Origin of the sequence: Streptomyces sp. NPDC092045, from assembly GCF_044756005.1 — a bacterium.
Taxonomy (GTDB): domain Bacteria; phylum Actinomycetota; class Actinomycetes; order Streptomycetales; family Streptomycetaceae; genus Streptomyces.
In genome coordinates, this window is record NZ_JBIVSC010000006.1 from 88,741 (window position 1) to 114,028 (window position 25,288).

Sequence of the window (25,288 nt, forward strand, 5' to 3'; positions counted from 1 at the left end):
ACATGAACGCGAATCACCACGAAACCAGCGGACCCACCCGTACCCAGCAGATCACCCTGCGCGGCCCGGCCGAACTGGCCGACGCCCTGCCGTTCATGCTGGGCTTCCACCCGACCGACTCCGTCGTCCTGGTCGCCCTCCACGGCGAACGCGGCCGCTTCGGCGGCCGGGTCAGGCTCGGCATCCCGAGTTCGCCGCGCGAATGGGCGTCCACCGCCGACCACCTCGCCGAGTGCCTCGTCGAAGGAGGCGCCCGGGCCGGCGCCCGCCCGGACGGCATCGTCGTCTTCCTCTGCCAGGATCCGGCCCCCGGCGAGACGGCCCGCCGCGTCATGGAGCGGCTGCGCCCCTTCTCCCAGCGACTGCGCACCGCCTGCGGAGCCCTCGACATCCCCGTCTACGAAGCCCTCTGCATCTCCGACGGCCTCTACTTCTCGTACTGCTGCCCCGACCCGCGCTGCTGCCCGCCCGACGGCACCCCGCTCGCGCTCAGCGGCACGACGGTGATGGCGGCGACCGCCGCGTACGCCGGAATGCGGCTGCGGGGCTCCCTGCGGGACATGGAGGCCCGGCTGAAGCCGGCCGGCGGGGCCGGGGAGGAGGAGCAGCGGGCCGCGCTCGACGCGGCGGCCGCCTCGATCGTCCCCCGGATCCTCGAAGGCGCCGAGGACCGGGGGCGGGTGGAGGTGCGCGAGGAGACCCTGCGCGTCGCCCGCGAGATCCTCCGCCGCTTCGCCAACCCGAACACCCCGAAGTCCCCGAAGGTGCGGGCGAACCCTCCGGGCGTGTCCCTCCCCGGGAAGACCGTCGCCGACACGGCCGAGGGCGACGCGGCCGACGACGCCCTGATCACGCCCGGCGAGGCCGCCGGGCTGATCGTCGGCCTCCAGGACCGGGTCACCCGGGACCGCGCCGCCGAGTGGATGGAGGGCTGGGAGGGCACAGCGGCCCTGCGGCTCTGGCGCGTACTGGCCCGGCGTTGCGTCACGCCCTACCAGGAGCACGCCGCCGCGCCCCTCACCCTCGCGGGCTGGACGGCCTGGTCCACCGGCGACGAGCCGACGGCCCGGGTCGCCCTCGGGCTCGCGCTCGAGGCCGACTCCGAGTACGTCTTCGCCCAGCTGCTCCACCAGGCCTGCAACGAGGGCCTCGACCCCGAATCGCTCCGCTCCTGCCTCAGGGGCGAGCGGGACTCCCGGACCGGTTCGGGGCAGGCCGTCCCGGCGTCCTCCCGACGGGTCCGGATGCGCGCCTCCCACCGGCCGGGCACCCGTCCGGCCCTCGGCAGGTCCGGGCGGCAGACCGGAACGCGGGACCGGCGGGCGGCGGCCGGAGTCCGGCCCGGCGGGCCCGCCGCCGACCGGCCGGGAGGCGGCTCCCCGCGCCACGGCGGACCGCGCGGCACCAGGAGCGACCGATGACGACCGTGACCCGCCTGCCCTCGGACGCGTTCAGTTCTCCGGCGGAGAAGTACGCCCCGCGCCGCCGCCGACATGCCGCCGGCCACCCGGCCCGCACAGAGAGCATCCCGCACCCGCCATGGCCCCCAGCCCCGTCCCGGCCCCCGGCCGCCCCGTCGGCCGCGCCTCCGGCACCGCGCTCCCGCGCGCGGCAAGACCGGTGGAACTCCCCCCGGTGCACGGAGCGCTCGTCTGCGTCGCCCTGCCCGCCCTCGCCGTCTGCGCCGAGCACGGCCAGCTCACCGGCGGGGGACCGGAAGGCGTGTACGCGGCGGGACGGCGACTCCTCTCCCGCAGCGTCCTGCGGGTGGCGGGCCGGGAGCCCGTCGCCCTCCAGGGCCGCATGGCCTCCGCCGACCGGGCGGTGTTCCTCGGCGTTCTGGGTGTCCCCGGGGAGGCGGGGCCCGACCCCGGTCTCACCGTCGAACGCACACGGAGTGCCGACGGCACCGAAGGGATCGTCCTGCGGAGCGCCGCCGCCCGCCCCCTCCGGCTCCCCGTGGAAATCGCTCTGGGCACGGATCTCGCGGACCTGGGCGCGGTGGCGACCGGCAGATCCGGACCCGAGCTCACGGCGAGCGTCCACGGAACCGGACTGCGCTGGACCGGAAGCGACGGGTGGTCCGCCGCCGTCACCGCGGATCCGGCGCCCACGGATTCCCTGGCGGCGGCGGGAGTCCTGCGCTGGGAGGCCGAGTTGGCCCCCGGAGCCGCGTTCACGATCCGGCTCCGCGTACGAGGAGGAGCAGGGGCCCGTCCGGCGGGCTCACCGGGCGCGGGGCCCGGTCGACCGGGCGGCCACCTCCTCGCCGAGGCCCGGGCCGAGGCCGACGACCCACGTGTCGGAGAGCTGCTGCGCGCCTCCGTCGAGGACCTGCGGGCCCTGCTCCAGCGCACCCCGGAGCACCCCGCCGACGTGTACCTCGCCGCCGGCGTCCCCTGGCGCTGCGGACCGGTCACCGCCGAGGCGCTCTGGGCGGCCCGTATGGCCCTCCCCCTCGGTACCCGGCTCGCCGCCACCACCCTGCGCGCTGCCGGGCGCACCCAACTTCCGGTCGGAGGAGCGGAGTCAGGGCGCCTCTCCGGGCCCCTCAGGGACGCGGGGCCCGGCCTTCCGCCCCGCTGCACGGGCATCGAGGCCACGCTGGCCTTCCCGGTCGTGCTCGCCGAGGCCCGTCGCTGGGGACTGCCGTCGACGGACCTGGAGGAACTCCTCCCCGTCGCAGAGCGCTGCCTGGGCTGGCTGCGCCGTGTCGTGGGAGCGGACGGCCTCGTGCCGGACCCGGGGCCCGCCGGACCTCGGCGGGCCGAGACGCAGGCGCACGCCCACCGGGCGGCCCTGCTCGGCGCGGACCTCCTCGACGCCTGCGGAAGGCCCGGTGGCGACGCCCTGCGCGACACGGCGAGGACGCTGCGCGAGGGGTTCCGGCGCGCGTTCTGGGCCGGCGACGGTGTGGGCGGTGGTCCCGTCCTCGCCCGTGCGGCGGACGGCCGGACCTGGCGGCGTCCGGGCGGCTGGGCGGCGCATCTGCTCGACACCGGACTCCTGGGCGAAGGCCGGTACGCGCAGGGCCTGCTGGACGGGGCGGAGACCGATCGGGTGGCCCGGCTGCTCGCCGGCCCGGCCCTCGACTCCGGCTGGGGGCTGCGCGGCCTGGGCGCCAAGGAACCGGACCACAACCCCTTCGGCCACCGGACGGGAGCGGTCCGGACGCACGAGACGGCGATCGCCGTGGCCGGTCTCACCGTCGCGGGACACGGGAAGGAGGCCGCCTCCCTGCTGCGGGGACTGCTCGGTGCGGCGGAGGTCTTCGGCCACCGGCTCCCCGAGATGTACGCGGGTGAGCAGCGGACGGCGGGCGGACGCCCGGTGCCCCACCCGGCCGCGTGCCGGCCGGCGGCCGTCGCGGCCGCCGGGGCGGTACACGCCCTCCTCGCCCCCGCCGGGATCCGGCCCGACGTGCCCGGCGGGTCCGTCTCGGTGCATCCGCCGGCCTCCGTGCCCCTCGGAGCGCTCCGCCTGTCGGGGCTCGTGGTCGCGGGCGAGCCGTTCGCCGTGCGGGTGAGCGGGCTCGGTCTCGGTATGGTCGAGGAGGCCGCGGGCGGTCTTCAACTGGGGGTGTGACGGAATGGCGGGTACGGACACGAGGGAAGCTTCGCCGCACGCCGGAGAGCATGCCGGGGAAGTCGTCGTCGAAGATCCCACGGGACGTGTTTATCGTCAGGAAGACGACTATGATCGCGGCATGCCTCCCTACGACCCGTCGGCCTTTCCGCCCTTCGCCGTCACCGTCGACCTGGTCGTGCTCACCGTGCGGCGCCACGCGCTCTGCACCCTGGTCGTACGGCGCGGAGAGACGCCGTTCCAGGGGCGCTGGGCCCTGCCCGGCGGTTTCGTGCGGGCGGAGGAGGACCTCGGTGCCGCGGCGGCGCGCGAGCTGGTCGAGGAGACGGGGCTCTGCGCGTACGATCCGACCGCCCCGGCCCCCGTGCCGAGCAACGGCGCGCACCTGGAGCAGCTGGCGACGTACGGGGCGCCCGACCGCGATCCCCGGATGCGGGTGGTGAGCGTCGCACACCTGGCCCTCGCTCCGGACCTGCCGGCGCCCAGGGCGGGCGGCGACGCCAACAGCGCCCGCTGGGCCCCCGTCGAGGAACTGCTCGGGGAGGACGTGGCCGCCGGCGCCGAGGGCGGGGGAGCGGGAACGCTCGCCTTCGACCACTCCCGGATCCTCGCCGACGGGGTGGAGCGCGCCCGTTCCAAGATCGAGTACTCCTCGCTGGCCACGGCCTTCTGTCCGCCGGAGTTCACGGTCGGAGAGCTGCGGCGCGTCTACGAGGCGGTCTGGGGCGTGGCCCTGGACCCGCGCAACTTCCACCGCAAGGTGACCGGCACGCCCGGTTTCCTGGTTCCGGCCGGTGGCACCACGACCCGTCAGGGAGGACGTCCCGCCCAGCTCTTCAGGGCAGGTGGGGCCACCCTCCTCAACCCGCCCATGCTGCGCCCCGAGGTCTGAGAGAGGGGACATCCGGCACCCCAGGGTGCCAATCCTGCGCGGAAAGTCCGAAATATAGCGTTATCTTGCTGCGACGGCGCCGCCCTGCCGCGGAGCGGTGTCACCTACCGCGAGAGAAACGATGCTCCAGGCAATCGGACTGACCAGTACTCCCCGGGGCGATCGCCCGCCCGCCGTGGACGACCTGTCCTTCGAAGCCCGGCCGGGCGCCGTGACCGCCCTCCTCGGTGCCTCGGGCGCCGGCAAGACCACCGCCCTCCGGCTCATGCTCGAACTCGAGCCGGGACGCGGGATCACCCACTTCCGCGGTCGGCCGCTGCACCGCGTCGCCCATCCCCACCGCGAGGTCGGCGTGCTCCTGGGCGACGTCCCCGGCCACCCCTCCCGCACGGTCCGGAGCCAGCTCCGGATGCTCTGCGCCGCCACGGGGGCTCCCGCCTCGCGCGCCGAGGAACTGCTGCGGAGCGTGGGCCTCGCCGGCCTGGAGCGCCGACCGATCGGCAGCCTGCCGATCGGTGCGGACCGCCGACTCGGTCTCGCCTCGGCCCTGTTGGGCGCACCCCACGCGCTCCTGCTCGACGAGCCGGGCGCCGGTCTCTCCGCCTCCGAGAGCGCGTGGCTGTACGGCTTCCTGCGCGTCCACGCCTCCGAGGGGGGCACGGTGCTCTACACCACGGCGGACCCCAAGGACGCCGCCCGCAACGCCGACCGGGTCGTCACCCTCGACGCCGGTCGGCTCGTCGCCGCCCAGGAGGTCGCCGAGTTCGCCCGCACCCGGCTGCGCCCCCGGGTCACCGTCCGCACTCCGCACGCCGCCCGTCTGGCCGCGGCCGTGACACGGGAGGCCAGGGCCGCCCGCCGGCCGGTCGAGGTGGTCGCGGAGGACGGCAACCGGCTGTCCGTCTACGGGAGCGACTGCGCGTCCATCGGCGACACGGCCTTCCGGCACGGCGTGCCGGTCCACCGCCTCGCGGACGAGACGGGCGACACCGGTGTGGCCGGCATGGCCGGTGCACCCGGCAGCGGTGTCGGCGTGGGGGGCGAGCACGGCACCGAGGGGGAGGACGGCACCGGCGGAGGAAACGCCGCCGGAGCAAACGCCGCCACCGCCGCCACCATCGCGTCCGCCTCGCAGGGCGTCGGTTCGCCCTCCGCGACCGGCGCCCACGACGCCCCGGTGGAGCGGCCGGTCATCGCTCGGCGACCGATGCGCTCGCCCCTGCGCCCGCTCCGTTACGAGGTCCGCCGGCTCCTGGGCGTGCCGTCCACGCCGCTCGTCGTGGCGGGCGTCCTCCTCGTCTCCGTGACGCTCGCCCTGCTCCTCGGGCGGAGCGGCCGCACCGCGCTGCCCGCCGTCCTCGCCGGCTGGCCCGCGATCTCCCCGCTGCCGCCCGCCGCCCTGGGCGCCGGGCTGCTCGGCGCCTTCTCCTTCGCGGAGGAGTACCGCTACCCCGCGCTCACCACGGGCCGCGGAGCCGTGCCCCGGAGGCCGGGCCTGCTGCTCGCGAAGCTCGCCGTGGCCGCAGCCGTCGCCCTCGTGCTCGGGGTGTTCGTCGTGGCGGTCGATCTGGGAGCCCTGCGGCTCTTCTACGGAGCCGAGTTGATCCCCGTGTCGAGTAAATGGCCGGTCCTCTGCGCGAATTGGCTGGGGCTGCTCGTCGGCTGCGCCTGGGCCGGGGTGCTCGGTGCCGGAGTGTTCCGGGCCGCCGCGGCCGGTGTGGCGGCCGTCCTCGCCGTGCCGGTCGCCTTCGTGCCGCTGTTGCAGAAGGTGCTGACGGGGCCGTCGGTGCGGTCGGCCGCCGGACTCCCTTCGCGGCTGCGCGAGTTCGCGGGCCCGCACTGGACCCCGGTCGCGGAACGCTGGCTGACCGGAGGGCTGCGCGTGCTCGGGCAGCCCGCAGGAGTGGCACTCTCCCTGACGTTGACGGGACTGTTCTGCGCTTATCTGTTCACCGGCCTTCGCCGCAGGGCCCGTTGGTGACCACGTACGGATCGAAAGGTTCCGGGTCGCCGCCAACTGTCGCGTTATATGGGTGTTATGTCCGATTGATCGTCAATTGTGTAAGGAGTGCCGATCACCCTTTCGTGTGCTTTTCACCAAAGACCTCAAGGGGTGCGGAGGCAGCGCCGACAAAGGATGCGTGAGTACCCTTGCGCACGCCATGATGAACGCCGCCCGCTCCGTCGACTCCGGTCTCGGCACCCCGGGCGATCTCGACCGCTACCCCTACGCGGAGACCCCCGCCGCCGGGCGTGTGGGCCCGTCCTCCTGGGAGGGGGTGGAGACCGACCTGGGCCGCGTCGGCCGGAGAAGCGCGGGCAACCGGGGCCGCGGGCTGCACGGCCAGCTCGTCCAGCAGCTCGGCCAGATGATCGTCTCCGGCGACCTCGGAGCCGACCGCCCGCTCGTTCCCGAGGAGATCGGCCAGCGGTTCGAGGTCTCGCGCACCGTCGTGCGCGAGTCGCTCCGCGTCCTGGAGGCCAAGGGGCTCGTCAGCGCCCGCCCCAACGTCGGCACCCGGGTCAGGCCCGTCAGCGACTGGAACCTCCTCGACCCCGACATCATCGAGTGGCGCGCCTTCGGCCCGCAGCGGGAGGACCAGCGCCGCGAGCTGAACGAGCTCCGCTGGACGATCGAGCCCCTGGCTGCCCGCCTCGCCGCCGGGCACGGCCGGGAGGACGTGCAGCAGCGCCTCGCCGACATGGTCGAGATCATGGGCCACGCGTTCGCCCAGGGCGACGCGGTCACCTTCTCCCGGGCCGACACCGAGTTCCACTCCCTCCTCATCCAGCTCGCCGGGAACCGTATGCTGGAGCACCTCTCCGGCATCGTCGCCGCCGCGCTCCAGGTCTCCGGCGGTCCCGTCACCGGCTGCGACCGGCCGAGCGAGGCCTGCCTCACCCACCACTCCCGGATCGCGGACGCGCTCGCCGCCGGCGACGCGCAGGGCGCTGAGGCGGCCATGCGGCAGCTGCTCACGGTCCACCCCGAGGTGGAGCGCGTCGTTCCGGCTCCCCGCGAACACTGACCCGCGGGCCGTGGCCGGGAGCGGCGGACGCCGCGTGCCACCGGACCCGGGCGCCGCTCGGGCCCGGCGGGCCCGCTCGCGGCGGCCCCCCCCGGGAAGCGGCGGCGTGAATGTACGCTGATCGGTAGATAGGGGAGTTTCGCCCCGCATGAGGTGTGACTCGGGCCACGAAGATTGGGCGTAACACTCCTCCGACCCGTGCGATGACCTAAGAGGTGACAGCCGAGGAAGGAATACAGCAGCCGACGGAGGCGCTGTGCAGTTCCCCGGTCCAGCCCGCGCCGTCGGCACATCCCCGTCGACGGTCGTCGGCTCCAGCCCGATCCAGGGCGGGGCCGGAAGCCGTTTCCATCGTTCCGAGAGGTTGTTCGTGTCGGCCAGCACATCCCGTACGCTCCCGCCGGAGATCGCCGAGTCCGAGTCTGTGATGGCGCTCATCGAGCGGGGAAAGGCTGATGGGCAGATCGCCGGCGATGACGTGCGTCGGGCCTTCGAGGCTGACCAGATTCCGCCAACCCAGTGGAAGAACGTTCTGCGCAGCCTCAATCAGATCCTCGAGGAAGAGGGTGTGACGCTGATGGTCAGTGCAGCGGAGTCGCCGAAGCGCGCCCGCAAGAGCGTCGCAGCGAAGAGCCCGGCCAAGCGCACCGCCACCAAGACCGTCACTGCCAGGGCGACCGTGACGAAGTCCGCCGTCCCGGCCGCGGCCCCCGCCGCCGAGGGCGCCGACCCGGCCGACGAGGCCGGTTCGACCGCCAAGAAGGCGGCCGCGAAGAAGACCGTCGCCAAGAAGACGACGGCCAAGAAGACCGTCGCCAAGAAGACGGCGGCCAAGAAGACCGCGTCCAAGAAGGACTCCGAGGAGCTCGTCGAGGGCGAGGAGCTGCTCGAGGACGTCGCTCCCGGCAAGGGCGAGGACGAGGAGACCGAGGGCGAGACCAAGGGCTTCGTCCTGTCCGACGAGGACGAGGACGACGCTCCGGCGCAGCAGGTCGCGGTCGCCGGCGCCACCGCCGACCCGGTCAAGGACTACCTCAAGCAGATCGGCAAGGTCCCGCTGCTCAACGCCGAGCAGGAGGTCGAGCTCGCGAAGCGCATCGAGGCCGGCCTGTTCGCCGAGGACAAGCTCGCCAACTCGGACAAGCTCGCGCCGAAGCTCAAGCGCGAGCTGGAGATCATCGCCGAGGACGGCCGCCGGGCCAAGAACCACCTCCTGGAGGCCAACCTCCGTCTGGTGGTCTCCCTGGCCAAGCGCTACACCGGCCGCGGCATGCTCTTCCTGGACCTGATCCAGGAGGGCAACCTGGGTCTGATCCGCGCCGTCGAGAAGTTCGACTACACCAAGGGCTACAAGTTCTCCACGTACGCCACCTGGTGGATCCGTCAGGCGATCACCCGCGCCATGGCCGACCAGGCCCGCACCATCCGCATCCCGGTGCACATGGTCGAGGTCATCAACAAGCTCGCGCGCGTGCAGCGCCAGATGCTCCAGGACCTGGGCCGCGAGCCCACCCCGGAGGAGCTGGCCAAGGAACTCGACATGACCCCGGAGAAGGTCATCGAGGTCCAGAAGTACGGCCGCGAGCCGATCTCCCTCCACACCCCGCTGGGCGAGGACGGCGACAGCGAGTTCGGCGACCTCATCGAGGACTCCGAGGCGGTCGTCCCGGCCGACGCGGTGAGCTTCACGCTCCTCCAGGAGCAGTTGCACTCCGTCCTCGACACGCTCTCCGAGCGCGAGGCGGGCGTCGTCTCGATGCGCTTCGGCCTCACCGACGGCCAGCCGAAGACGCTGGACGAGATCGGCAAGGTCTACGGCGTGACGCGAGAGCGGATCCGTCAGATCGAGTCGAAGACGATGTCGAAGCTCCGTCACCCGTCGCGCTCGCAGGTGCTGCGCGACTACCTCGACTGACGCGACCGGCACGCACGCCTTCGTACGCATCCGAAGATCCGTACGAGGCACACAGCGGTACGTCGAAGGGCCCGGCTCCCCGAAAGGGGGAGCCGGGCCCTTCGGGTGTGCGCCGGGGCTCCGGGTGCTGGACGCTGGGTGAACCGACATCACCGGAGAGTCAGGAGGCTCCATGCGTGGTTCCCTCACCCGAGCATTGACGGGTGCTCTGGGACTGATCACCGCGGCGGCGGGACACCTCGCCCTCGCCGCCCCCGTGGCCGCCGACAGCGTCGTGGTGGGCGGTCGGCAGGTCGGGATCGCGGACGCGCCGTGGGTCGTGGCGCTGTCCAGCCGTGACCGGTTCGGGGGTACGCGGGCGGGGCAGTTCTGCGGAGGCGTGGTCGTCGCGCCCACCAAGGTCCTCACCGCGGCCCACTGCCTGGGTCGGGAGGTGCTCGGCGGCGAACCGTGGGAGGTGCGCGACTTCGCGGTCATCGCGGGCCGCGCCTCGCTGCGCGGTCAGGGCGGCCAGGAGGTACGGGTCTCCGACACCTGGATCAATCCCGACTACGACCCGACGACCAACTCGGGCGATCTGGCGGTCCTGACGCTGGTGAGCGCGCTGCCGGAGTCGTACGTGATCGGCGTCGCCCGCCAGGGGGACACGGCGTACGCGCCGGGGACGGCCGCGGACGTCTACGGCTGGGGGGACACGAGCGGCAGGGGGAACTACGCCTCCGCGCTGCGGACGGCGCGCGTCCAGGTGCTGCCGGACACGGCGTGCGAGCGGGCGTACCCGGGCGGTACCGGAGTCCGGTACCGGGGCGACACGATGGTGTGCGCGGGCGACCCGCAGGGCGGCAAGGACGCCTGCCAGGGGGACAGCGGAGGCCCGCTGGTGGCCGAGGGGCTCCTCATCGGCCTGGTGTCCTGGGGCAGCGGCTGCGGCGAGGCGGAGAACCCGGGCGTCTACACGCGCGTCTCGACGGTGCTGCCGGAGCGCTTCTGAGCCCTCCCGAAGGCTCTCCGGCGGTCGGCTCCGGGACGTCCCCGGGACGGGGTCCGGGAGCGCCGCCGGGGGCGCTCCGGATACGAGAACGGGCGGTCACTCCCCGCAGTGCGGAGGTGACCGCCCGCCGTCCGGTCAGCGACCGGCCCTGGGCTCGTCGGGGATGCGGGGCGTCAGTGCTCGTCGCCCACCGTGCGGGCCGGCACATCGGTCAGCCGGTCCGTCTCATCCTGTATCTCAACGGCGATCTTCTTGAGTTCCGGCTCGAACTTACGTCCGTGGTGGGCGCAGAAGAGCAAGTCACCTCCGCTGGTCAGGACGACACGCAGGTAAGCCTGGGCGCCGCAGCGGTCGCAGCGGTCAGCGGCCGTCAGGGGGCTCGCGGGGGTCAGAACAGTAGTCACGTCGCCTCTTCTCTAGCTCGACGAGCTGTCGTACCAGGGTCAACATCCAACCAGGCCGAAAACGTTCCCGCTCGTGGCTTTTCCTTGAAACTTCTTCCCAAGGTGGCTGTCTGCTGCCGGTTGGCGGCGAATGAGCCGTATTGCGTCGCTCTACGGATTTCGCGTTGCTTGTCTCGGTCAGGCCCTCCCGGCGTGGTTGCCGGTTTGTTGATGAGGACGTGCCCGGAGCCTAAATGGTTCATGCCTGGAAGGGAACGTGATGTTCACGTCACCCGATCGAGGGATCGAACACGCATGCGACTCTGGACTAGCATGAGGAAACGGGGAGGGTGGCGTGACAACGGCTCTACCAGGCATCGGTACCCTCTGAAGCCGGTGACCGACGCCGGGCCTTACCCACCGGGCCAGATTTCAAATTCAGCGAGGAGCGAACCGCGTGACCGCCGAGACGTCCGTGCCGTCCAGTGCGCTGCTGACCGCAGACCGTGACGGTTCCAACTACACCGCGCGGCACCTGCTCGTACTGGAAGGGCTCGAAGCGGTCCGCAAGCGCCCCGGCATGTACATCGGGTCCACCGACAGCCGCGGCCTGATGCACTGCATCTGGGAGATCATCGACAACTCGGTCGACGAGGCCCTCGGCGGCTACTGCGACCACATCGAGGTCGTCCTCCACGAGGACGGCTCCGTCGAGGTCCGGGACAACGGCCGGGGCATCCCGGTCGACGTCGAACCGAAGACCGGCCTCTCGGGCGTCGAGGTCGTCATGACCAAGCTGCACGCCGGCGGAAAGTTCGGCGGCGGGTCGTACGCGGCCTCCGGCGGTCTGCACGGCGTCGGCGCCTCCGTGGTCAACGCCCTCTCGGCCCGCCTCGACGTCGAGGTCGACCGGAACAGCGCGACCCACTCGATCAGCTTCCGCCGCGGCGTCCCCGGCGTCTTCACCGAGCAGGGCCCCGACAGCCCCTTCGACCCGGCCAACGGCCTCCGCAAGGGCAAGCGGGTCCCCAAGACCCGCACCGGGACCCGCGTCCGCTACTGGGCGGACCGGCAGATCTTCCTCAAGGACGCCAAGCTCTCCCTGGAGACGCTCCACCAGCGCGCCCGGCAGACCGCCTTCCTCGTGCCCGGACTCACCATCGTCGTCCGCGACGAGCGGGACCTGGAGGGGGTCGGCAAGAGCGAGGAGACCTTCCGCTTCGACGGGGGCATCAGCGAGTTCTGCGAGTACCTCGCGCAGGACAGGGCCGTCTGCGACATCCAGCGCCTCACGGGGCAGGGCACCTTCAAGGAGACCGTCCCGGTCCTCGACGACCGCGGCCACATGACCCCGACCGAGGTCACCCGCGAGCTCGCCGTCGACGTCGCCCTGCGCTGGGGCACCGGCTACGACACCACGGTCAAGTCCTTCGTCAACATCATCGCCACCCCCAAGGGCGGCACCCACGTCTCCGGCTTCGAGCAGGCCGTCACCAGGACGGTGAACGAGGTGCTGCGCTCGGCCAAGATGCTGCGCGTCGCCGAGGACGACGTCGTGAAGGACGACGCCCTGGAGGGGCTCACGGCCGTCGTGACCGTGCGCCTCGCCGAGCCGCAGTTCGAGGGCCAGACCAAGGAGGTCCTCGGGACCTCCGCCGCCCGCCGGATCGTGGCGAACGTGGTGGCCAAGGAGCTCAAGGCCTTCCTCACCTCCACCAAGCGGGACGCCAAGGCGCAGGCCCGCGCCGTTCTGGAGAAGGCCGTCGCCGCCGCCCGGACCCGGATCGCCGCCCGCCAGCACAAGGAGGCGCAGCGCAGGAAGACCGCGCTCGAGTCCTCCTCCCTGCCGGCCAAGCTGGCCGACTGCCGCAGCGACGACGTGGAGCGCAGCGAGCTCTTCATCGTCGAGGGCGACTCGGCCCTCGGCACGGCGAAGCTCGCCCGCAACAGCGAGTTCCAGGCCCTGCTGCCGATCCGCGGCAAGATCCTCAACGTCCAGAAGTCGTCCGTCGCGGACATGCTCAAGAACGCCGAGTGCGGCGCGATCATCCAGGTCATAGGAGCGGGCTCGGGCCGCACCTTCGACATCGACGCGGCCCGCTACGGCAAGGTCATCATGATGACCGACGCCGACGTCGACGGGTCCCACATCCGCACGCTGCTCCTCACGCTCTTCCAGCGGTACATGCGGCCCATGGTCGAGGCGGGGCGGGTCTTCGCGGCCGTTCCCCCGCTGCACCGCATCGAGCTCGTCCAGCCGAAGCGGGGCCAGGACAAGTACGTCTACACGTACTCGGACAACGAGCTGCGGCAGACCCTGCTGGAGTTCCAGCGCAAGGGGGTCCGCTACAAGGACTCCATCCAGCGCTACAAGGGCCTGGGCGAGATGGACGCCGACCAGCTGGCGGAGACCACGATGGACCCGCGCCACCGCACCCTGCGCCGGATCAACATCGGCGACCTGGAGGCCTCGGAGCAGGTCTTCGACCTCCTCATGGGCAATGACGTCGCGCCCCGCAAGGAGTTCATCACCAGCTCGGCGGCGACCCTCGACCGCTCGCGCATCGACGCCTGAGGAACCCGGCCCCCGGGCGGAGCCGAACGCTCCGCCCGGGGGCCGTGCGGTACGCATATCAGCACGGTTTTGTCAGGCCACCTGGGAAAAGAGTCACCTGATGAGGTGAAGTGAGGGAGGAGAAGAGTCCGGGAAGTTCCCGCTCTGTCCATCCTTGTGCACGCGGCCGAAACGGTTCGCTGACAAGGAGAGTTGGACCGGTGGAGCAGGTGGACAAGCAGGAGGGGCGCGGCGCTTCGGCGGTGCCGGTCGACGACCCCTGGGACGACGCGCCGACCGCCGCCCCGGACGGGCGCGCGGAGGCCGGGGCGACCGGCGACGAACGCCTGGGCGCGGTGCCGCGCCAGCGGGTCGCCGGCGCGGCGGAGATCTATCTGGAGGTCCAGCGGAGCCCCGCCTTCCAGGAAGTGCGCCGCCGCTACCGCCGGTTCGTCTTCCCCGCCACCCTCGCCTTCCTGGCCTGGTACCTCGCCTACGTCGTGGCGGCGACCGCCGCGCCGGGGTTCATGGCCCGGCCGGTCGCCGGAGCGGTGAACGTGGCGATGGTCGCGGGCCTCGGCCAGTTCCTCACCACCTTCCTGCTGACCTGGGCGTACGCGCGCCACGCCCGGCTGCGCAGGGACCGGGCGGCCCTTGAACTCCGCTGGGACACGCAGGAGATGACCCGAGGGGCGGCGCGGCGATGACCGGAGACCACCAGACCCTGGCCCTCGTGCTGTTCAGCGTCTTCGTCGCCGTGACCCTGGGCATCACCACCTGGGTGAGCCGCAGCCGGCGCGGCTCGGCGGAGGAGTTCTACGCCGGGGGACGCCTCTTCTCGCCCCTGGAGAACGGCTTCGCCATCGCCGGCGACTACATGTCGGCGGCGTCGTTCCTCGGCATCTCCGGCCTGATCGCGCTCTACGGCTACGACGGCATGCTGTACTCCGTCGGATTCCTCGTCGCCTGGCTCGTCGTCCTCCTGCTCGTCGCCGAACTGGTCCGCAACTGCGGGCGGTTCACCCTGGCCGACGTCGTCGCCGCGCGGATGGCCGAGCGCCCCGTGCGGATCGCCGCCGGAACGTCCTCCGTGGCCGTCTCCGTGCTCTACCTGGTGGCGCAGATGGTCGGCGCCGGAAGCCTGGTCGCCCTGCTCCTCGGCGGCACCGGCGAGGCGGCCCGCTCCTGGACGGTGATCGGGGTGGGCGCCCTGATGGTGATCTACGTGTCGCTCGGCGGCATGCGGGCCACCACCTGGATCCAGATCGTCAAGGCGGTCCTGCTCATGGCGGGCACGGTCGCGCTCAGCGTCCTCGTCCTGTTCCGCTTCCACGGCGACGTGAACAGCCTGCTCTCCAGCGCGGCCGAACGCAGCGGCCACGGACTCGACTTCCTCGCCCCCGGGCTCCGCTACGGCGGCGACTGGACGGCCCGCCTGGACTTCATCAGCCTCGGCCTCGCCCTGGTCCTGGGCACCGCCGGCCTGCCGCACATCCTGTCGCGCTTCTACACCGTGCCGACCGCCCGCGCCGCCCGCCGCTCCGTCGTCTGGTCCATCGGACTCATCGGCAGCTTCTACCTGATGACGATCGTGCTCGGCTTCGGCGCGGCCGCCCTGATCGGCCCCGACGAGGTCCGGGCGTCCAACGCGGCCGGGAACACCGCCGTACCGCTGCTCGCGCTCGACCTCGGGGGCGGCGCGGGCTCCACCGGGGGCACGGTGCTCTTCGCGGTCGTCGCCGCCGTCGCCTTCGCGACCATCCTCGCCGTCGTCGCGGGGATCACCCTCGCCTCCTCGGCCTCCGTCGCCCACGACCTGTACGCCTCGCTGCGGCGCAAGCACGCCAAGCAGTACAGCGAGGTGGCCGTGGCCCGGGTCGCCGCGGTGGTGATCGGAGCCGCCGCGATCGGCCTCGGACTGCTCGCCAGCGACCTCAACGTGGCCTTCCTCGTCGGCCTGGCCTTCGCCGTCGCCGCCTCCGCCAACCTGCCGGTGCTGCTCTACTCGCTGTTCTGGCGGAGGTTCACCACCAGGGGCGCGGTCTGGTCGGTGTACGGCGGGCTGGTCCCGGCCGTCCTGCTCGTCCTGGTCTCGCCGGTCGTCTCCGGCAGCCCCGAGTCGCTGTTCCCCGGCGTCGACTTCCACCTCTTCCCGCTGCAGAACCCGGGCGTGGTCTCCATCCCGCTCGGCTTCCTCGCCGGATGGATCGGCACGGTCACCTCGACCGAGCCGCCCGACGAGGCGCGGCACGCGGAGACCGAGGTCCGGGCGCTGACCGGCGCGGGAGCGGTCTGATCCGCGCGGAGAGGACCCGGCCGGGTCAGGCGGTGGGCGGGGAGCCCGCCCAGGCGTACCGGTGCTCGGGGCGGCCCGTCTCCCCGTACCGGAGCGAGAGGCGCACCCGGCCGGTCCGTTCCAGGAGTTTGAGGTAGCGCTGCGCGGTCTGGCGGCTGACGCCCGACCGCTCGGCGATCTCCTGCGCGGACAGCGGCCCGTCGGCGGCGAGCAGCACCTGCCGGATCAGCTCGGCCGTGGTGGGGGAGTGCCCCTTCGGCAGGTCGGGGGCGACGGAGCCCGCCGCCAGGACCCCGAAGATCCGGTCCACCTCCGCCTGTTCGGCCTCGCCCCCGCCCTCCAGCGCGCGGCGGAGCGTCGCGTACGCCTCCAGCTTGCCGCGCAGACCGGCGAAGTTGAACGGCTTGACCAGGTACTGGAGGGCGCCGTGCCGCATCGCCGCCTGCACGGTGGCCACGTCCCGGGCCGCCGTCACCATGATCACGTCGCACTGGTGGCCGCGCGCGCGGAGCTTCCGCACCGCCGCGAGGCCGTTCTCGTCCGGCAGGTAGTGGTCCAGGAGCACCAGGTCCACCGGCCGCTCGTCCAGGGCGGCGAGCGCCCCGGCGGTCGAGTGGGCGGTGGCGACGACCCGGAAGCCGGGCACCTTGGCGACGTAGGCGGCGTTGATCCGCGCCACCCGCACGTCGTCGTCCACCACGAGCACGTTGATGGGCACGTCGGTCATCGCACCTCCCCGGCCGGCTCCGGGGAGGCCGGGACGTCGCTCAGGGCGTCGGGGAGGACGACGGTGAACTCGGCCCCGCCGGGGCCCCCGGCCACGGTCGCGGTGCCGCCCCGGCGCTCGGCGAGCCGGCGCACCAGGGCGAGGCCGAGCCCCCGCCTCCCGTGGGACGGCGGGGCCTTCGTCGTCCAGCCCTCGGCGAAGATCAGTTCGCGCCGCTCCTCCGGCACCCCCGGGCCGCTGTCCGAGACCCGCAGCACGACCGCACGGCCCTCGGAGCGGAAGGAGACGCCGACGCGGGCGTCCGGGGTGCCGCCGGCGGCGTCCAGGGCGTTGTCGACCAGGTTGCCGACGACGGTGACCAGTTCGCGCGGGTCGACCAGCCGGTCCGGAAGGAGCGAGTCCGGCGCGAGCCGCAGCGAGACGCCGCGCTCGGCGGCGACGGTGGTCTTGCCGACGAGCAGCGCGGCCAGGAGCGGGTCGTGGACCTTCTCGGTGACCTGCTCGGCGGTCACCCGGTGCACCCCGACCACCTCGGTGACGAACTCCACCGCCTCCTCGTGCATCTCCAGCTCCAGGAGGCCGAGGAGGGTGTGCATCCGGTTGGCGTGCTCGTGGTCCTGGGCGCGCAGGGCGTCGATGAGGCCCCGGGTGGCGTCCAGCTCGCGGCCGAGGTGCTCCAGCTCGGTGCGGTCGCGGAGGGTCGCCACCGCGCCGCCGTCGTCCGTGGGCATCCGGTTCGCGATCAGCACCCGGTGCCCCCGGACCGTGACCAGGTCCTCGCCGGTGACCCGGCCCGCCAGGACGTCGGCGGTGCGGCCCCGGCCGAGGACCTCGTCGAGCGGCCGTCCCGCCGCCTCCGGGCCGAGGCCGAGGAGCCGCTGCGCCTCGTCGTTCACGAGCCGCACGGAGCCGTTGCGGTCCAGGGCCACCACGCCCTCCCGGATGCCGTGCAGCATGGCCTCGCGTTCGGCCAGGAGCGCCGAGATGTCGGAGAACGCCAGGTCGTGCGTCTGCCGCTGGAGCCGCCGGGAGATCAGGTACGCGGCCAGGGCGCCGGCCGCGAGCGCGCCGCCCGCGTGGGCGAGGAGGCCGGGGATCGCGCCGAGGAGCCGGTCGCGGACGCTGTCGTACTCGATGCCGACGGAGACCGCCCCGACGGTCCGCCCGTCCGCGTCGCGCAGCGGCACCTTGCCGCGCGCCGACCGGCCGAGCGTGCCGCTGTCGATCTCCATGACCTCCCGCCCGGACAGGGCCGCGCTCGGATCGGTGGAGACGACCCTGCCGATCTGCGCGGGGTCGGGGTGCGACCAGCGCACCCCGCGCACGTCCATGACGACGACGTACTCGGCGCCCGTGGAGGTCCTGACCCGCTCGGCCTCCGTCTGCACCCGGCCCCGCGCGGACGGCGGGCCGCCGATGAGGTCGGCGGCGAGCCGGGGCGAGGCGGTCGTCCCGGCGATGGCCAGGGCCCGCCGCATGGCCTGGTCGTCGAGCTGGGCGCTCAGCGGGGCCAGGAAGAGGCCGGTGGCGAGGACGGTCACCCCGGTCGCGACGGCCAGCTGCATCAGCAGGACCTGCGAGAACACCCTCCGGGGCCACCCGAACCGCCGACGGCGCGTGAGGGGGCGCGGGGATCGGGTCCGTACGGGGTCCATGCCCGAAAAGGTACGGGGACACGACCCGGCACCGGAAATGAGCGGCGGCCGGGAGCGGGGGAGGGGAGGCGTGCGGCGCCGGAGCGGGGGTAGGTCCCGGGGGACCGGAGCCCGCCCCGAGCGACCCGAAGCCCTGCCCCCCGGCACCCGCCCGGGGGACCCGAACCCGCTCCGGGGCGCCCGCCCCGCGGCACCCGACCCGCCCGCACGCACCCGCTCCGTCCCGGAAGCCCGTCACGGGCCCGCGGCCCGCCTATCCTGGGCCTTTCCCGCGGAGCGGCACGTCGCGGGCACCACGACCGAGCACGACCGGAGGCACGTCCCTTGACCACGCAGCAGATCCCCGTCGTCGTCCTGGCAGGGTTCCTCGGGGCCGGGAAGACCACGCTCCTCAACCATCTGCTGCGCAGCGCCCGGGGCACCCGCATCGGGGTCATGGTCAACGACTTCGGCGACATCGGCATCGACGCGATGACCGTCGCCGGCCAGGTCGGCTCCACCGTCTCCCTCGGCAACGGCTGTCTGTGCTGCGCCGTCGACGCCGGTGAGCTCGACGAGTACCTGGAGGTCCTGACCCGGCCCGAGTCCCGGCTCGACGTGATCGTGATCGAGGCGAGCGGACTCGCGGAGCCGCAGGAGCTGGTCCGCATGGTCCTCGCCAGCGAGAACGAGCGGATCGTGTACGGGGGGCTCGTCGAGGTCGTCGACGCGGCCGAGTTCGGGGCCACCCGGCAGCGGCACCCCGGGACCGACCGGCACCTGGCCGTCGCCGACCTCGTGGTCGTCAACAAGGCCGACCGGGTCTCCGCCGACGAGCTGCGGAGCGTACGGGAGACGGTGGCGGAACTCGCCGGCCGCGCCGCCGTGATCGAGGCCTCCCACGGGCGCGTCGACCCGGAACTGCTCTTCGACCGGGTCGTGCCGGACGACGAGATCGAGGGCCAGATGTCGATCGAGGACGTCCTGTACGGCTCCGACGAGGCCGACCACGCGCACGCGTCCTACGAGACCCTCTCCCTGACGGCCTCGACGCCGCTCCACCCGCGCCGCCTGATGGCGTTCCTCGACTCCCGGCCCGAAGGGCTCTACCGGATCAAGGGGTTCATCGACCTCGGCGCCGCCGACCCGGCGAACCGCTACGCCGTGCACGCCGTCGGACGCTTCCTGCGCTTCTACCCGGAGCCCTGGCCGGCCGGCGAGGAGCGCCTCACCCAGCTCGTCCTGATCGGCTCCGGCATCGACGCGGCCGGTCTGCGCAAGGAGCTCGCCGCCTGCGAGCTGGACGGCACGCAGGACGTGCTCGACGAGTCCAGCATGTGGGGCCTCCTGCGGTACGTGCCGCAGACGGAGGAGGAGCCGGAGGAGACCCTGTTCTAGGTCTCCTCCGGCTCCCGTTCCCTACAGGCCCCGTCTGCCCTTCGGGCAGACGGCGCTGCTTTCGGCACACGCCCTAGCTGGCGGGGCCCGCCAGCACCTCCACCGGCTTCGGCAGCGGGGTGCCCGAGCCGTCGCGGCGGGGGTCGATCTCCGGGAGGTCGACCGGGGTGCCGTTCTTCTGGGCGGCGCGGACCGGGGTGGCGCCCGCCCAGGCCAGGGTCAGGACGTCCTCGCCCTTCAGGAAGCGCTGGCAGCGGACGCCGCCGGTCGCGCGGCCCTTGCGCGGGTACTGGTCGAAGGGCGTCAGCTTCGCCGACGTACCGGCGGAGGCGTCCAGGGCGCCCGTGGAGCCCGCGACCGTGAAGACCACCGCTTCCGCCGCCGGGTCGACCGCCGTGAACGAGATGACCTCGGCGCCCGCGGTGAGCTTGACGCCCGCCATGCCGCCCGCGGGTCGGCCCTGGGGCCGCACCTGGGACGCCGGGTAGCGCAGCAGCTGGGCGTCGGAGGTGATGAAGACCAGGTCCTCCTCGCCCGTCCGCAGCTCGGTTGCGCCCACGATCCGGTCACCGTCCTTGAGGGTGATGACCTCCAGCTCGTCCTTGTTCGCCGGGTAGTCCGGCACCACACGCTTCACCACGCCCTGGAGCGTGCCGAGGGCGAGCCCCTGCGAGGCCTCCTCCAGGGTCGTCAGGCAGACCACCGTCTCGTCCGCCTCCAGGGAGAGGAACTCCGACAGCGGCGCGCCGCCCGCCAGGTTCGGCGTGGACGCGGTGTCCGGCAGCCGGGGCAGGTCGATCACCGAGATCCGCAGCAGCCGGCCGGCCGAGGTCACCGCGCCGACCTCGCCGCGCTGGGTGGCGGCCACCACGGACACGATCACGTCGTGCTTGACCCGCTTCGCGTCCGGCTCGGTGGGGGGCAGCGCCTCCGTCGCCGTACGGGCCAGCAGACCGGTCGAGGAGAGCAGCACCCGGCACGGGTCGTCCGCGACCTGGAGGGACGTGGCCGCGACGGCCGTGCCGGCCGACTCCAGCAGGACGGTGCGGCGGTCCGTGCCGAACTTCTTGGAGACCGCGGCCAGCTCCGCCGAGACCAGCTTCCGCAGCTCCGCGTCGGACTCCAGGATCCCGGTCAGCTCGTCGATCTCGCCGTTGAGGCGGTCGCGCTCGCCCTCCAGCTCGATCCGGTCGAACCTGGTGAGGCGGCGCAGCGGGGTGTCCAGGATGTACTGCGTCTGGATCTCGCTCAGGGAGAAGCGCTCCATCAGGCGCTCCTTGGCCTGCGCGGAGTTGTCGCTCTCCCGGATGAGGCGGATGACCTCGTCGATGTCGAGCAGCGCCACGAGCAGGCCCTCGACCAGGTGGAGCCGGTCGCGCTTCTTGGTGCGGCGGAACTCGGAGCGGCGGCGGACCACCTCGAAGCGGTGGTCGAGGTAGACCTCCAGGAGCTCCTTGAGGCCGAGGGTGAGCGGCTGCCCGTCGACGAGCGCCACGTTGTTGATGCCGAAGGACTCCTCCATCGGCGTCAGCTTGTAGAGCTGCTCCAGGACGGCCTCGGGAACGAAGCCGTTCTTGACCTCGATGACCAGGCGCAGGCCGTGGCTGCGGTCGGTGAGGTCCTTGACGTCCGCGATGCCCTGGAGCTTCTTGGAGCCGACCAGGTCCTTGATCTTGGAGATGACCTTCTCGGGGCCGACCGTGAAGGGCAGCTCGGTCACGACGATGCCCTTGCGGCGCGCCGTGACGGTCTCCACGGTCGCGGTGGCGCGGATCTTGAAGGAGCCGCGCCCCGAGGCGTACGCGTCCTTGATGCCGGAGAGGCCGACGATCCGGCCGCCGGTCGGCAGGTCCGGGCCGGGCACGAAGCGCATCAGCGTCTCGAGGTCGGCGTTCGGGTGCCGGATCAGGTGGCGGGCGGCCGCGACGACCTCGCCGAGGTTGTGCGGGGGCATGTTGGTCGCCATGCCGACCGCGATGCCGGACGCGCCGTTGACCAGCAGGTTCGGGTAGGCGGCGGGCAGCGCCGCCGGCTCCTGCTCCTGGCCGTCGTAGTTCGGCGCGAAGTCGACCGTGTCCTCTTCGATGGACTCGGTCATGAGCAGCGCGGCCGGGGCCATCCGCGACTCGGTGTACCGCATGGCGGCCGGCGGGTCGTCGTTCCCGAGGGAGCCGAAGTTGCCGTGGCCGTCGACGAGGGGGAGGCGCATGGAGAAGGGCTGTGCCATGCGGACCATCGCGTCGTAGATCGACGCGTCGCCGTGCGGGTGCAGCTTGCCCATCACCTCGCCGACGACCCGGGCGCACTTCACGAAGCCGCGGTCGGGACGCAGCCCCATCTCGTTCATCTGGTAGACGATGCGGCGCTGGACGGGCTTCATGCCGTCGCGGGCGTCCGGGAGCGCGCGCGAGTAGATCACCGAGTACGCGTACTCGAGGAAGGAGCCCTGCATCTCGTCGACGACGTCGATGTCGAGGATCCTCTCCTCGTACGCGTCGTCCGGCGGCGGTGTCTTCGTGCTGCGGCGGGCCATCGCGGCTGCGGCTCCTTCACCAACAAGGTTGATCTGACGCGGACCATTGTGGACCGTGCCACCGACAACGCCGACCGCGACCCGGAAGAGGGACATCTGGAGGGGACGGGAACTTCGCCAGGTGTCGGCGCGCTTGCATACAGTGGCAGGACTTTTTCACATCGCGATCGAAGGGACGTACATGCCCATGGGTCACACGGCCACGGCCGAGGCCGGCTCCGGCGGCCTGACAGCGACCGAGCACCGGTTGGCGAACGGCCTGCGCGTGGTGCTCTCGGAGGACCACCTGACCCCGGTCGCCGCGGTCTGCCTCTGGTACGACGTCGGCTCGCGCCACGAGGTCCGGGGCCGCACGGGGCTCGCCCACCTCTTCGAGCACCTGATGTTCCAGGGCTCGAAGCAGGTCCACGGCAACGGCCACTTCGAGCTGGTGCAGGGCGCGGGCGGCTCGCTCAACGGCACGACGAGCTTCGAGCGCACCAACTACTTCGAGACCATGCCCACGCACCAGCTGGAGCTCGCGCTCTGGCTGGAGGCCGACCGCATGGGCTCGCTGCTCGCCGCCCTGGACGACGAGTCCATGGAGAACCAGCGGGACGTCGTCAAGAACGAGCGCCGCCAGCGCTACGACAACGTGCCGTACGGCACGGCCTTCGAGCGGCTGACCGCGCTCGCCTACCCGGAGGGCCACCCGTACCACCACACGCCGATCGGCTCCATGGCCGACCTGGACGCGGCCACCCTGGAGGACGCGCGGGAGTTCTTCCGCACGTACTACGCCCCGAACAACGCGGTGCTCTCCGTCGTCGGCGACATCGACCCGGAGCGGACCCTCGCCTGGATCGAGAAGTACTTCGGTTCCATCCCCGGCCACGACGGCAAGCCCGCGCCGCGCTCCGGCGAGCTGCCCGACGTCATCGGCGAGCAGCTCCGCGAGGTCGTCGAGGAGGAGGTCCCGGCGCGCGCCCTGATGGCCGCCTACCGGCTGCCGCACGACGGCACGCGCGCGTGCGACGCCGCCGACCTGGCCCTGACGGTCCTGGGCGGCGGGGAGTCCTCCCGGCTGCACAACCGCCTGGTCCGCCGGGACCGCACGGCCGTCGCCGCCGGCTTCGGCCTGCTCCGGCTCGCCGGGGCGCCCTCGCTCGGCTGGCTGGACGTCAAGACGTCCGGCGGCGTCGAGGTCCCCGAGATCGAGGCGGCCGTCGACGAGGAGCTCGCCCGGTTCGCCGCCGAGGGCCCCACGCCCGAGGAGATGGAGCGCGCGCAGGCCCAGCTGGAGCGCGAGTGGCTGGACCGGCTCGGCACCGTCGCGGGCCGCGCCGACGAACTGTGCCGGTTCGCCGTCCTGTTCGGCGACCCGCAGCTCGCCCTCACCGCAGTCGACCGCGTCCTCGACATCACCGCCGAGGAGGTCCGGGAGGCCGCCGCGGCCCGGCTGCGCCCGGACAACCGCGCGGTCCTGGTCTACGAGCCGCTGAGCACCGAACAGAGCGAGAGCGACGAGGAAGAGGGGGCGGAGCAGTGACCGAGGCTGCCGCGTCTTTGACGAGCATGGAGTTCCACCCGCAGCCGACGCCGGGCACCGCCCGCCCCTGGGCCTTCCCGGCCCCGGACCGCGGCACCCTGGAGAACGGCCTGACCGTCCTCACCGGCCACCGCCCCGGCCAGCAGGTCGTGGCCGTGGAGCTCTTCCTGCCGGCCCCGCTGGACGCCGAGCCCGCCGGTCTCGACGGCGTGGCCACCATCATGGCCCGCGCGCTCTCCGAGGGCACCGACCAGCACAGCGCCGAGGAGTTCGCGGCCGAGCTGGAGCGCTGCGGCGCCACCCTCGACGCGCACGCCGACCACCCGGGCGTACGGGTCTCCCTGGAGGTCCCGGTCTCCCGGCTGCCCAAGGCGCTCGGGCTGCTCTCCGAGGCCCTGATCGCCCCGGCGTTCCTGGACACCGAGGTCGAGCGCCTGGTGCGCAACCGCCTCGACGAGATCCCCCACGAGACGGCCAACCCGGCCCGGCGCGCCGCCAAGCAGCTCTCCAGGGAGCTGTTCCCGGCCGACTCCCGGATGTCCCGGCCGCGCCAGGGCACCGAGGAGACCGTCGGGGCGATCGACGCCGCCGCGGTCCGCGCCTTCTACGAGGCGCACGTGCGGCCCGCCACGGCCACCGTCGTGGTCGTCGGCGACCTGACCGGGATCGACCTGGAGAAGGTCCTCGCGGAGACGCTGGGCGCCTGGACCGGCGAGCCCGGCGAGCCGCTGCCGATGCCGCCGATCACCGCCGACGACACCGGCCGGGTCGTGATCGTGGACCGCCCCGGCGCCGTCCAGACCCAGCTCCTCATCGGCCGGATCGGCCCCGACCGGCACGCCCGCGTCTGGCCGGCCCAGGTCCTCGGTACGTACTGCCTCGGCGGGACCCTGACCTCGCGTCTGGACCGGGTCCTGCGCGAGGAGAAGGGCTACACGTACGGCGTGCGGGCCTTCGGGCAGGTGCTCCGCTCGGACGCCGAGGGGAACGGCGCCGCGATGCTCGCCATCAGCGGCTCCGTCGACACGCCCACCACCGGCCCCGCCCTGGACGACCTGTGGAAGGTGCTGCGCACCCTGGCCGCCGAGGGGCTCACGGACGCCGAGCGGGAGACCGCCGTGCAGAACCTGGTGGGGGTGGCGCCGCTCAAGTACGAGACGGCCGCCTCCGTCGCCGGGACGCTCGCCGACCAGGTGGAGCAGCACCTCCCGGACGACTTCCAGGCCCAGCTGTACGCGCGCCTGGCCGAGACCGGCACCGTCGAGGCGACCGCGGCCGTGGTCAGCGCCTTCCCGGTGGACCGGCTCGTCACGGTCCTGGTGGGCGACGCGGCGCAGATCGCGGAGCCGGTGCGGGCGCTCGGCATCGGCGAGGTGACCGTCGTCACCGGCTGACCCACCCCTGCCCGGCCGGCGGTCCACCGCCGGCCGGGCGGCCGGAAGGACCCCGACGTGACGAACCGTCAGGTACCTTCCGGCCGTCGGCGCGGGAACCGCACGGGGGACACCCCCGTGAATTGTCCGTATTGGCGCCAAAGTGATCATCTGGTCTGTGGCATGTCTTACAAAAGGGCATGTTCGGTTGGTGATCGACTGGGGCTCCGCATAGCGTCGGTGCGACTGTTCGCCAGTTGCACCCGCCGCGCCCGCGGCACCGGACAGTCATCGCCGAGTCCCCGTCAGGCGCGAGCCTGGGGAGCCGGGGACCCACGCAGTCCCTGGGGTGAATCGGACGCCTTCGCCTCGCGCGGAGGGGCCCGTAGGAGACCTTCCTGCTCCGAACCCGTCAGCTAACCCGGTAGGCGAGAAGGAAGGAAAGGAACA

Annotated in this window: 17 protein-coding genes and 1 riboswitch; of the genes, 13 read left to right on the top strand and 4 right to left on the bottom strand. The window is 73.0% G+C overall.

Features of this window, described 5'->3' with window-relative positions; translation table 11 throughout:
- The first annotated feature begins 2 nt into the window (after positions 1-2).
- The 7 genes from ACIQKA_RS18380 (at position 3) to ACIQKA_RS18410 (ending at position 10,412) form a co-directional block, all read left to right on the top strand.
- Positions 3-1,421 (top strand): DUF4192 domain-containing protein, encoded by a 1,419-nt coding sequence (locus ACIQKA_RS18380; protein ID WP_402541524.1) that lies wholly within the window; start codon positions 3-5, stop codon positions 1,419-1,421.
- Between the two features lie 118 nt (positions 1,422-1,539).
- On the top strand, positions 1,540-3,585 hold the full coding sequence (locus tag ACIQKA_RS18385) for a glycogen debranching N-terminal domain-containing protein (protein WP_402541525.1): 2,046 nt from the start codon (positions 1,540-1,542) through the stop codon (positions 3,583-3,585).
- Positions 3,586-3,706: 121 nt separating this feature from the next.
- A complete protein-coding gene (locus tag ACIQKA_RS18390; protein ID WP_402541526.1) occupies positions 3,707-4,477 on the top strand; it encodes an NUDIX domain-containing protein in 771 nt (256 codons plus the stop codon).
- A 121-nt stretch (positions 4,478-4,598) separates the two neighbouring features.
- Positions 4,599-6,458 (top strand): ATP-binding cassette domain-containing protein, encoded by a 1,860-nt coding sequence (locus ACIQKA_RS18395; protein WP_402541528.1) that lies wholly within the window; start codon positions 4,599-4,601, stop codon positions 6,456-6,458.
- Positions 6,459-6,618: 160 nt separating this feature from the next.
- On the top strand, positions 6,619-7,506 hold the full coding sequence (locus tag ACIQKA_RS18400; protein WP_402541530.1) for a FadR/GntR family transcriptional regulator: 888 nt from the start codon (positions 6,619-6,621) through the stop codon (positions 7,504-7,506).
- Positions 7,507-7,876: 370 nt separating this feature from the next.
- On the top strand, positions 7,877-9,421 hold the full coding sequence (locus ACIQKA_RS18405; RefSeq protein WP_386366399.1) for an RNA polymerase sigma factor: 1,545 nt from the start codon (positions 7,877-7,879) through the stop codon (positions 9,419-9,421).
- Between the two features lie 172 nt (positions 9,422-9,593).
- On the top strand, positions 9,594-10,412 hold the full coding sequence (locus ACIQKA_RS18410; RefSeq protein WP_402541532.1) for a S1 family serine peptidase: 819 nt from the start codon (positions 9,594-9,596) through the stop codon (positions 10,410-10,412).
- Positions 10,413-10,585: 173 nt separating this feature from the next.
- Here the strand turns inward: ACIQKA_RS18410 and ACIQKA_RS18415 are convergent, their stop codons facing one another.
- Positions 10,586-10,816 carry a hypothetical protein gene (locus ACIQKA_RS18415; protein ID WP_030211728.1) on the bottom strand — a complete coding sequence of 77 codons (231 nt, stop codon included), beginning with the start codon at positions 10,814-10,816 and terminating at the stop codon, positions 10,586-10,588.
- A 436-nt stretch (positions 10,817-11,252) separates the two neighbouring features.
- Here ACIQKA_RS18415 and ACIQKA_RS18420 point away from each other — a divergent pair, with 436 nt between their 5' ends.
- The 3 genes from ACIQKA_RS18420 (at position 11,253) to ACIQKA_RS18430 (ending at position 15,645) form a co-directional block, all read left to right on the top strand.
- Positions 11,253-13,370 (top strand): type IIA DNA topoisomerase subunit B, encoded by a 2,118-nt coding sequence (locus ACIQKA_RS18420; RefSeq protein ID WP_383153668.1) that lies wholly within the window; start codon positions 11,253-11,255, stop codon positions 13,368-13,370.
- Between the two features lie 200 nt (positions 13,371-13,570).
- Positions 13,571-14,056: a DUF485 domain-containing protein gene (locus ACIQKA_RS18425; RefSeq protein ID WP_383153670.1), complete on the top strand. Its 486-nt coding sequence runs from the start codon at positions 13,571-13,573 to the stop codon at positions 14,054-14,056.
- Positions 14,053-15,645 (top strand): cation acetate symporter, encoded by a 1,593-nt coding sequence (locus tag ACIQKA_RS18430; RefSeq protein ID WP_383153671.1) that lies wholly within the window; start codon positions 14,053-14,055, stop codon positions 15,643-15,645. Before ACIQKA_RS18425 ends, ACIQKA_RS18430 begins: the two co-directional genes overlap by 4 nt.
- 25 nt (positions 15,646-15,670) lie before the next feature.
- Here ACIQKA_RS18430 and ACIQKA_RS18435 read toward each other — a convergent pair whose 3' ends face one another.
- Both ACIQKA_RS18435 and ACIQKA_RS18440 read right to left on the bottom strand, forming a co-directional pair.
- Entirely contained in the window at positions 15,671-16,372 is a 702-nt protein-coding gene (locus tag ACIQKA_RS18435; protein ID WP_402541535.1) for a response regulator, read from the bottom strand.
- On the bottom strand, positions 16,369-18,027 hold the full coding sequence (locus ACIQKA_RS18440) for an ATP-binding protein (RefSeq protein ID WP_402541537.1): 1,659 nt from the start codon (positions 18,025-18,027) through the stop codon (positions 16,369-16,371). The genes ACIQKA_RS18435 and ACIQKA_RS18440 overlap by 4 nt, the downstream gene beginning before the upstream one ends.
- A 324-nt stretch (positions 18,028-18,351) precedes the next feature.
- On the opposite strand from ACIQKA_RS18440, the gene ACIQKA_RS18445 reads away from it, so the two are divergent.
- Complete coding sequence (locus tag ACIQKA_RS18445) at positions 18,352-19,404, top strand: CobW family GTP-binding protein (protein ID WP_383153678.1); 1,053 nt, start codon at positions 18,352-18,354, stop codon at positions 19,402-19,404.
- A 73-nt stretch (positions 19,405-19,477) separates the two neighbouring features.
- On the opposite strand, the gene ACIQKA_RS18450 is transcribed toward ACIQKA_RS18445, so the two are convergent.
- Positions 19,478-21,937, bottom strand: a complete 2,460-nt coding sequence (locus ACIQKA_RS18450) for a DNA topoisomerase (ATP-hydrolyzing) subunit A (RefSeq protein WP_383153681.1) — start codon at positions 21,935-21,937, stop codon at positions 19,478-19,480.
- A gap of 181 nt (positions 21,938-22,118) precedes the next feature.
- Here ACIQKA_RS18450 and ACIQKA_RS18455 point away from each other — a divergent pair, with 181 nt between their 5' ends.
- Positions 22,119-23,465 carry a pitrilysin family protein gene (locus ACIQKA_RS18455; protein WP_366378139.1) on the top strand — a complete coding sequence of 449 codons (1,347 nt, stop codon included), beginning with the start codon at positions 22,119-22,121 and terminating at the stop codon, positions 23,463-23,465.
- Between the two features lie 26 nt (positions 23,466-23,491).
- On the top strand, positions 23,492-24,859 hold the full coding sequence (locus ACIQKA_RS18460; protein WP_383441962.1) for a M16 family metallopeptidase: 1,368 nt from the start codon (positions 23,492-23,494) through the stop codon (positions 24,857-24,859).
- Positions 24,860-25,120: 261 nt separating this feature from the next.
- A riboswitch (cyclic di-AMP (ydaO/yuaA leader) is annotated at positions 25,121-25,283 on the top strand.
- The last annotated feature ends 5 nt before the right edge of the window (positions 25,284-25,288 follow it).

What these genes read in the sequence shown, in the direction of transcription:
- ACIQKA_RS18380 (WP_402541524.1), top strand. Translation starts at nt 3, where the DNA reads ATGAACGCGAATCACCACGAAACCAGCGGACCCACCCGTACCCAGCAG.
- ACIQKA_RS18385 (WP_402541525.1), top strand. Translation starts at nt 1,540, where the DNA reads ATGGCCCCCAGCCCCGTCCCGGCCCCCGGCCGCCCCGTCGGCCGCGCC.
- ACIQKA_RS18390 (WP_402541526.1), top strand. Translation starts at nt 3,707, where the DNA reads ATGCCTCCCTACGACCCGTCGGCCTTTCCGCCCTTCGCCGTCACCGTC.
- ACIQKA_RS18395 (WP_402541528.1), top strand. Translation starts at nt 4,599, where the DNA reads ATGCTCCAGGCAATCGGACTGACCAGTACTCCCCGGGGCGATCGCCCG.
- ACIQKA_RS18410 (WP_402541532.1), top strand. Translation starts at nt 9,594, where the DNA reads ATGCGTGGTTCCCTCACCCGAGCATTGACGGGTGCTCTGGGACTGATC.
- ACIQKA_RS18430 (WP_383153671.1), top strand. Translation starts at nt 14,053, where the DNA reads ATGACCGGAGACCACCAGACCCTGGCCCTCGTGCTGTTCAGCGTCTTC.
- ACIQKA_RS18435 (WP_402541535.1), bottom strand. Translation starts at nt 16,372, where the DNA reads ATGACCGACGTGCCCATCAACGTGCTCGTGGTGGACGACGACGTGCGG.
- ACIQKA_RS18440 (WP_402541537.1), bottom strand. Translation starts at nt 18,027, where the DNA reads ATGGACCCCGTACGGACCCGATCCCCGCGCCCCCTCACGCGCCGTCGG.
- ACIQKA_RS18450 (WP_383153681.1), bottom strand. Translation starts at nt 21,937, where the DNA reads ATGGCCCGCCGCAGCACGAAGACACCGCCGCCGGACGACGCGTACGAG.
- ACIQKA_RS18455 (WP_366378139.1), top strand. Translation starts at nt 22,119, where the DNA reads ATGCCCATGGGTCACACGGCCACGGCCGAGGCCGGCTCCGGCGGCCTG.
- ACIQKA_RS18460 (WP_383441962.1), top strand. Translation starts at nt 23,492, where the DNA reads ATGGAGTTCCACCCGCAGCCGACGCCGGGCACCGCCCGCCCCTGGGCC.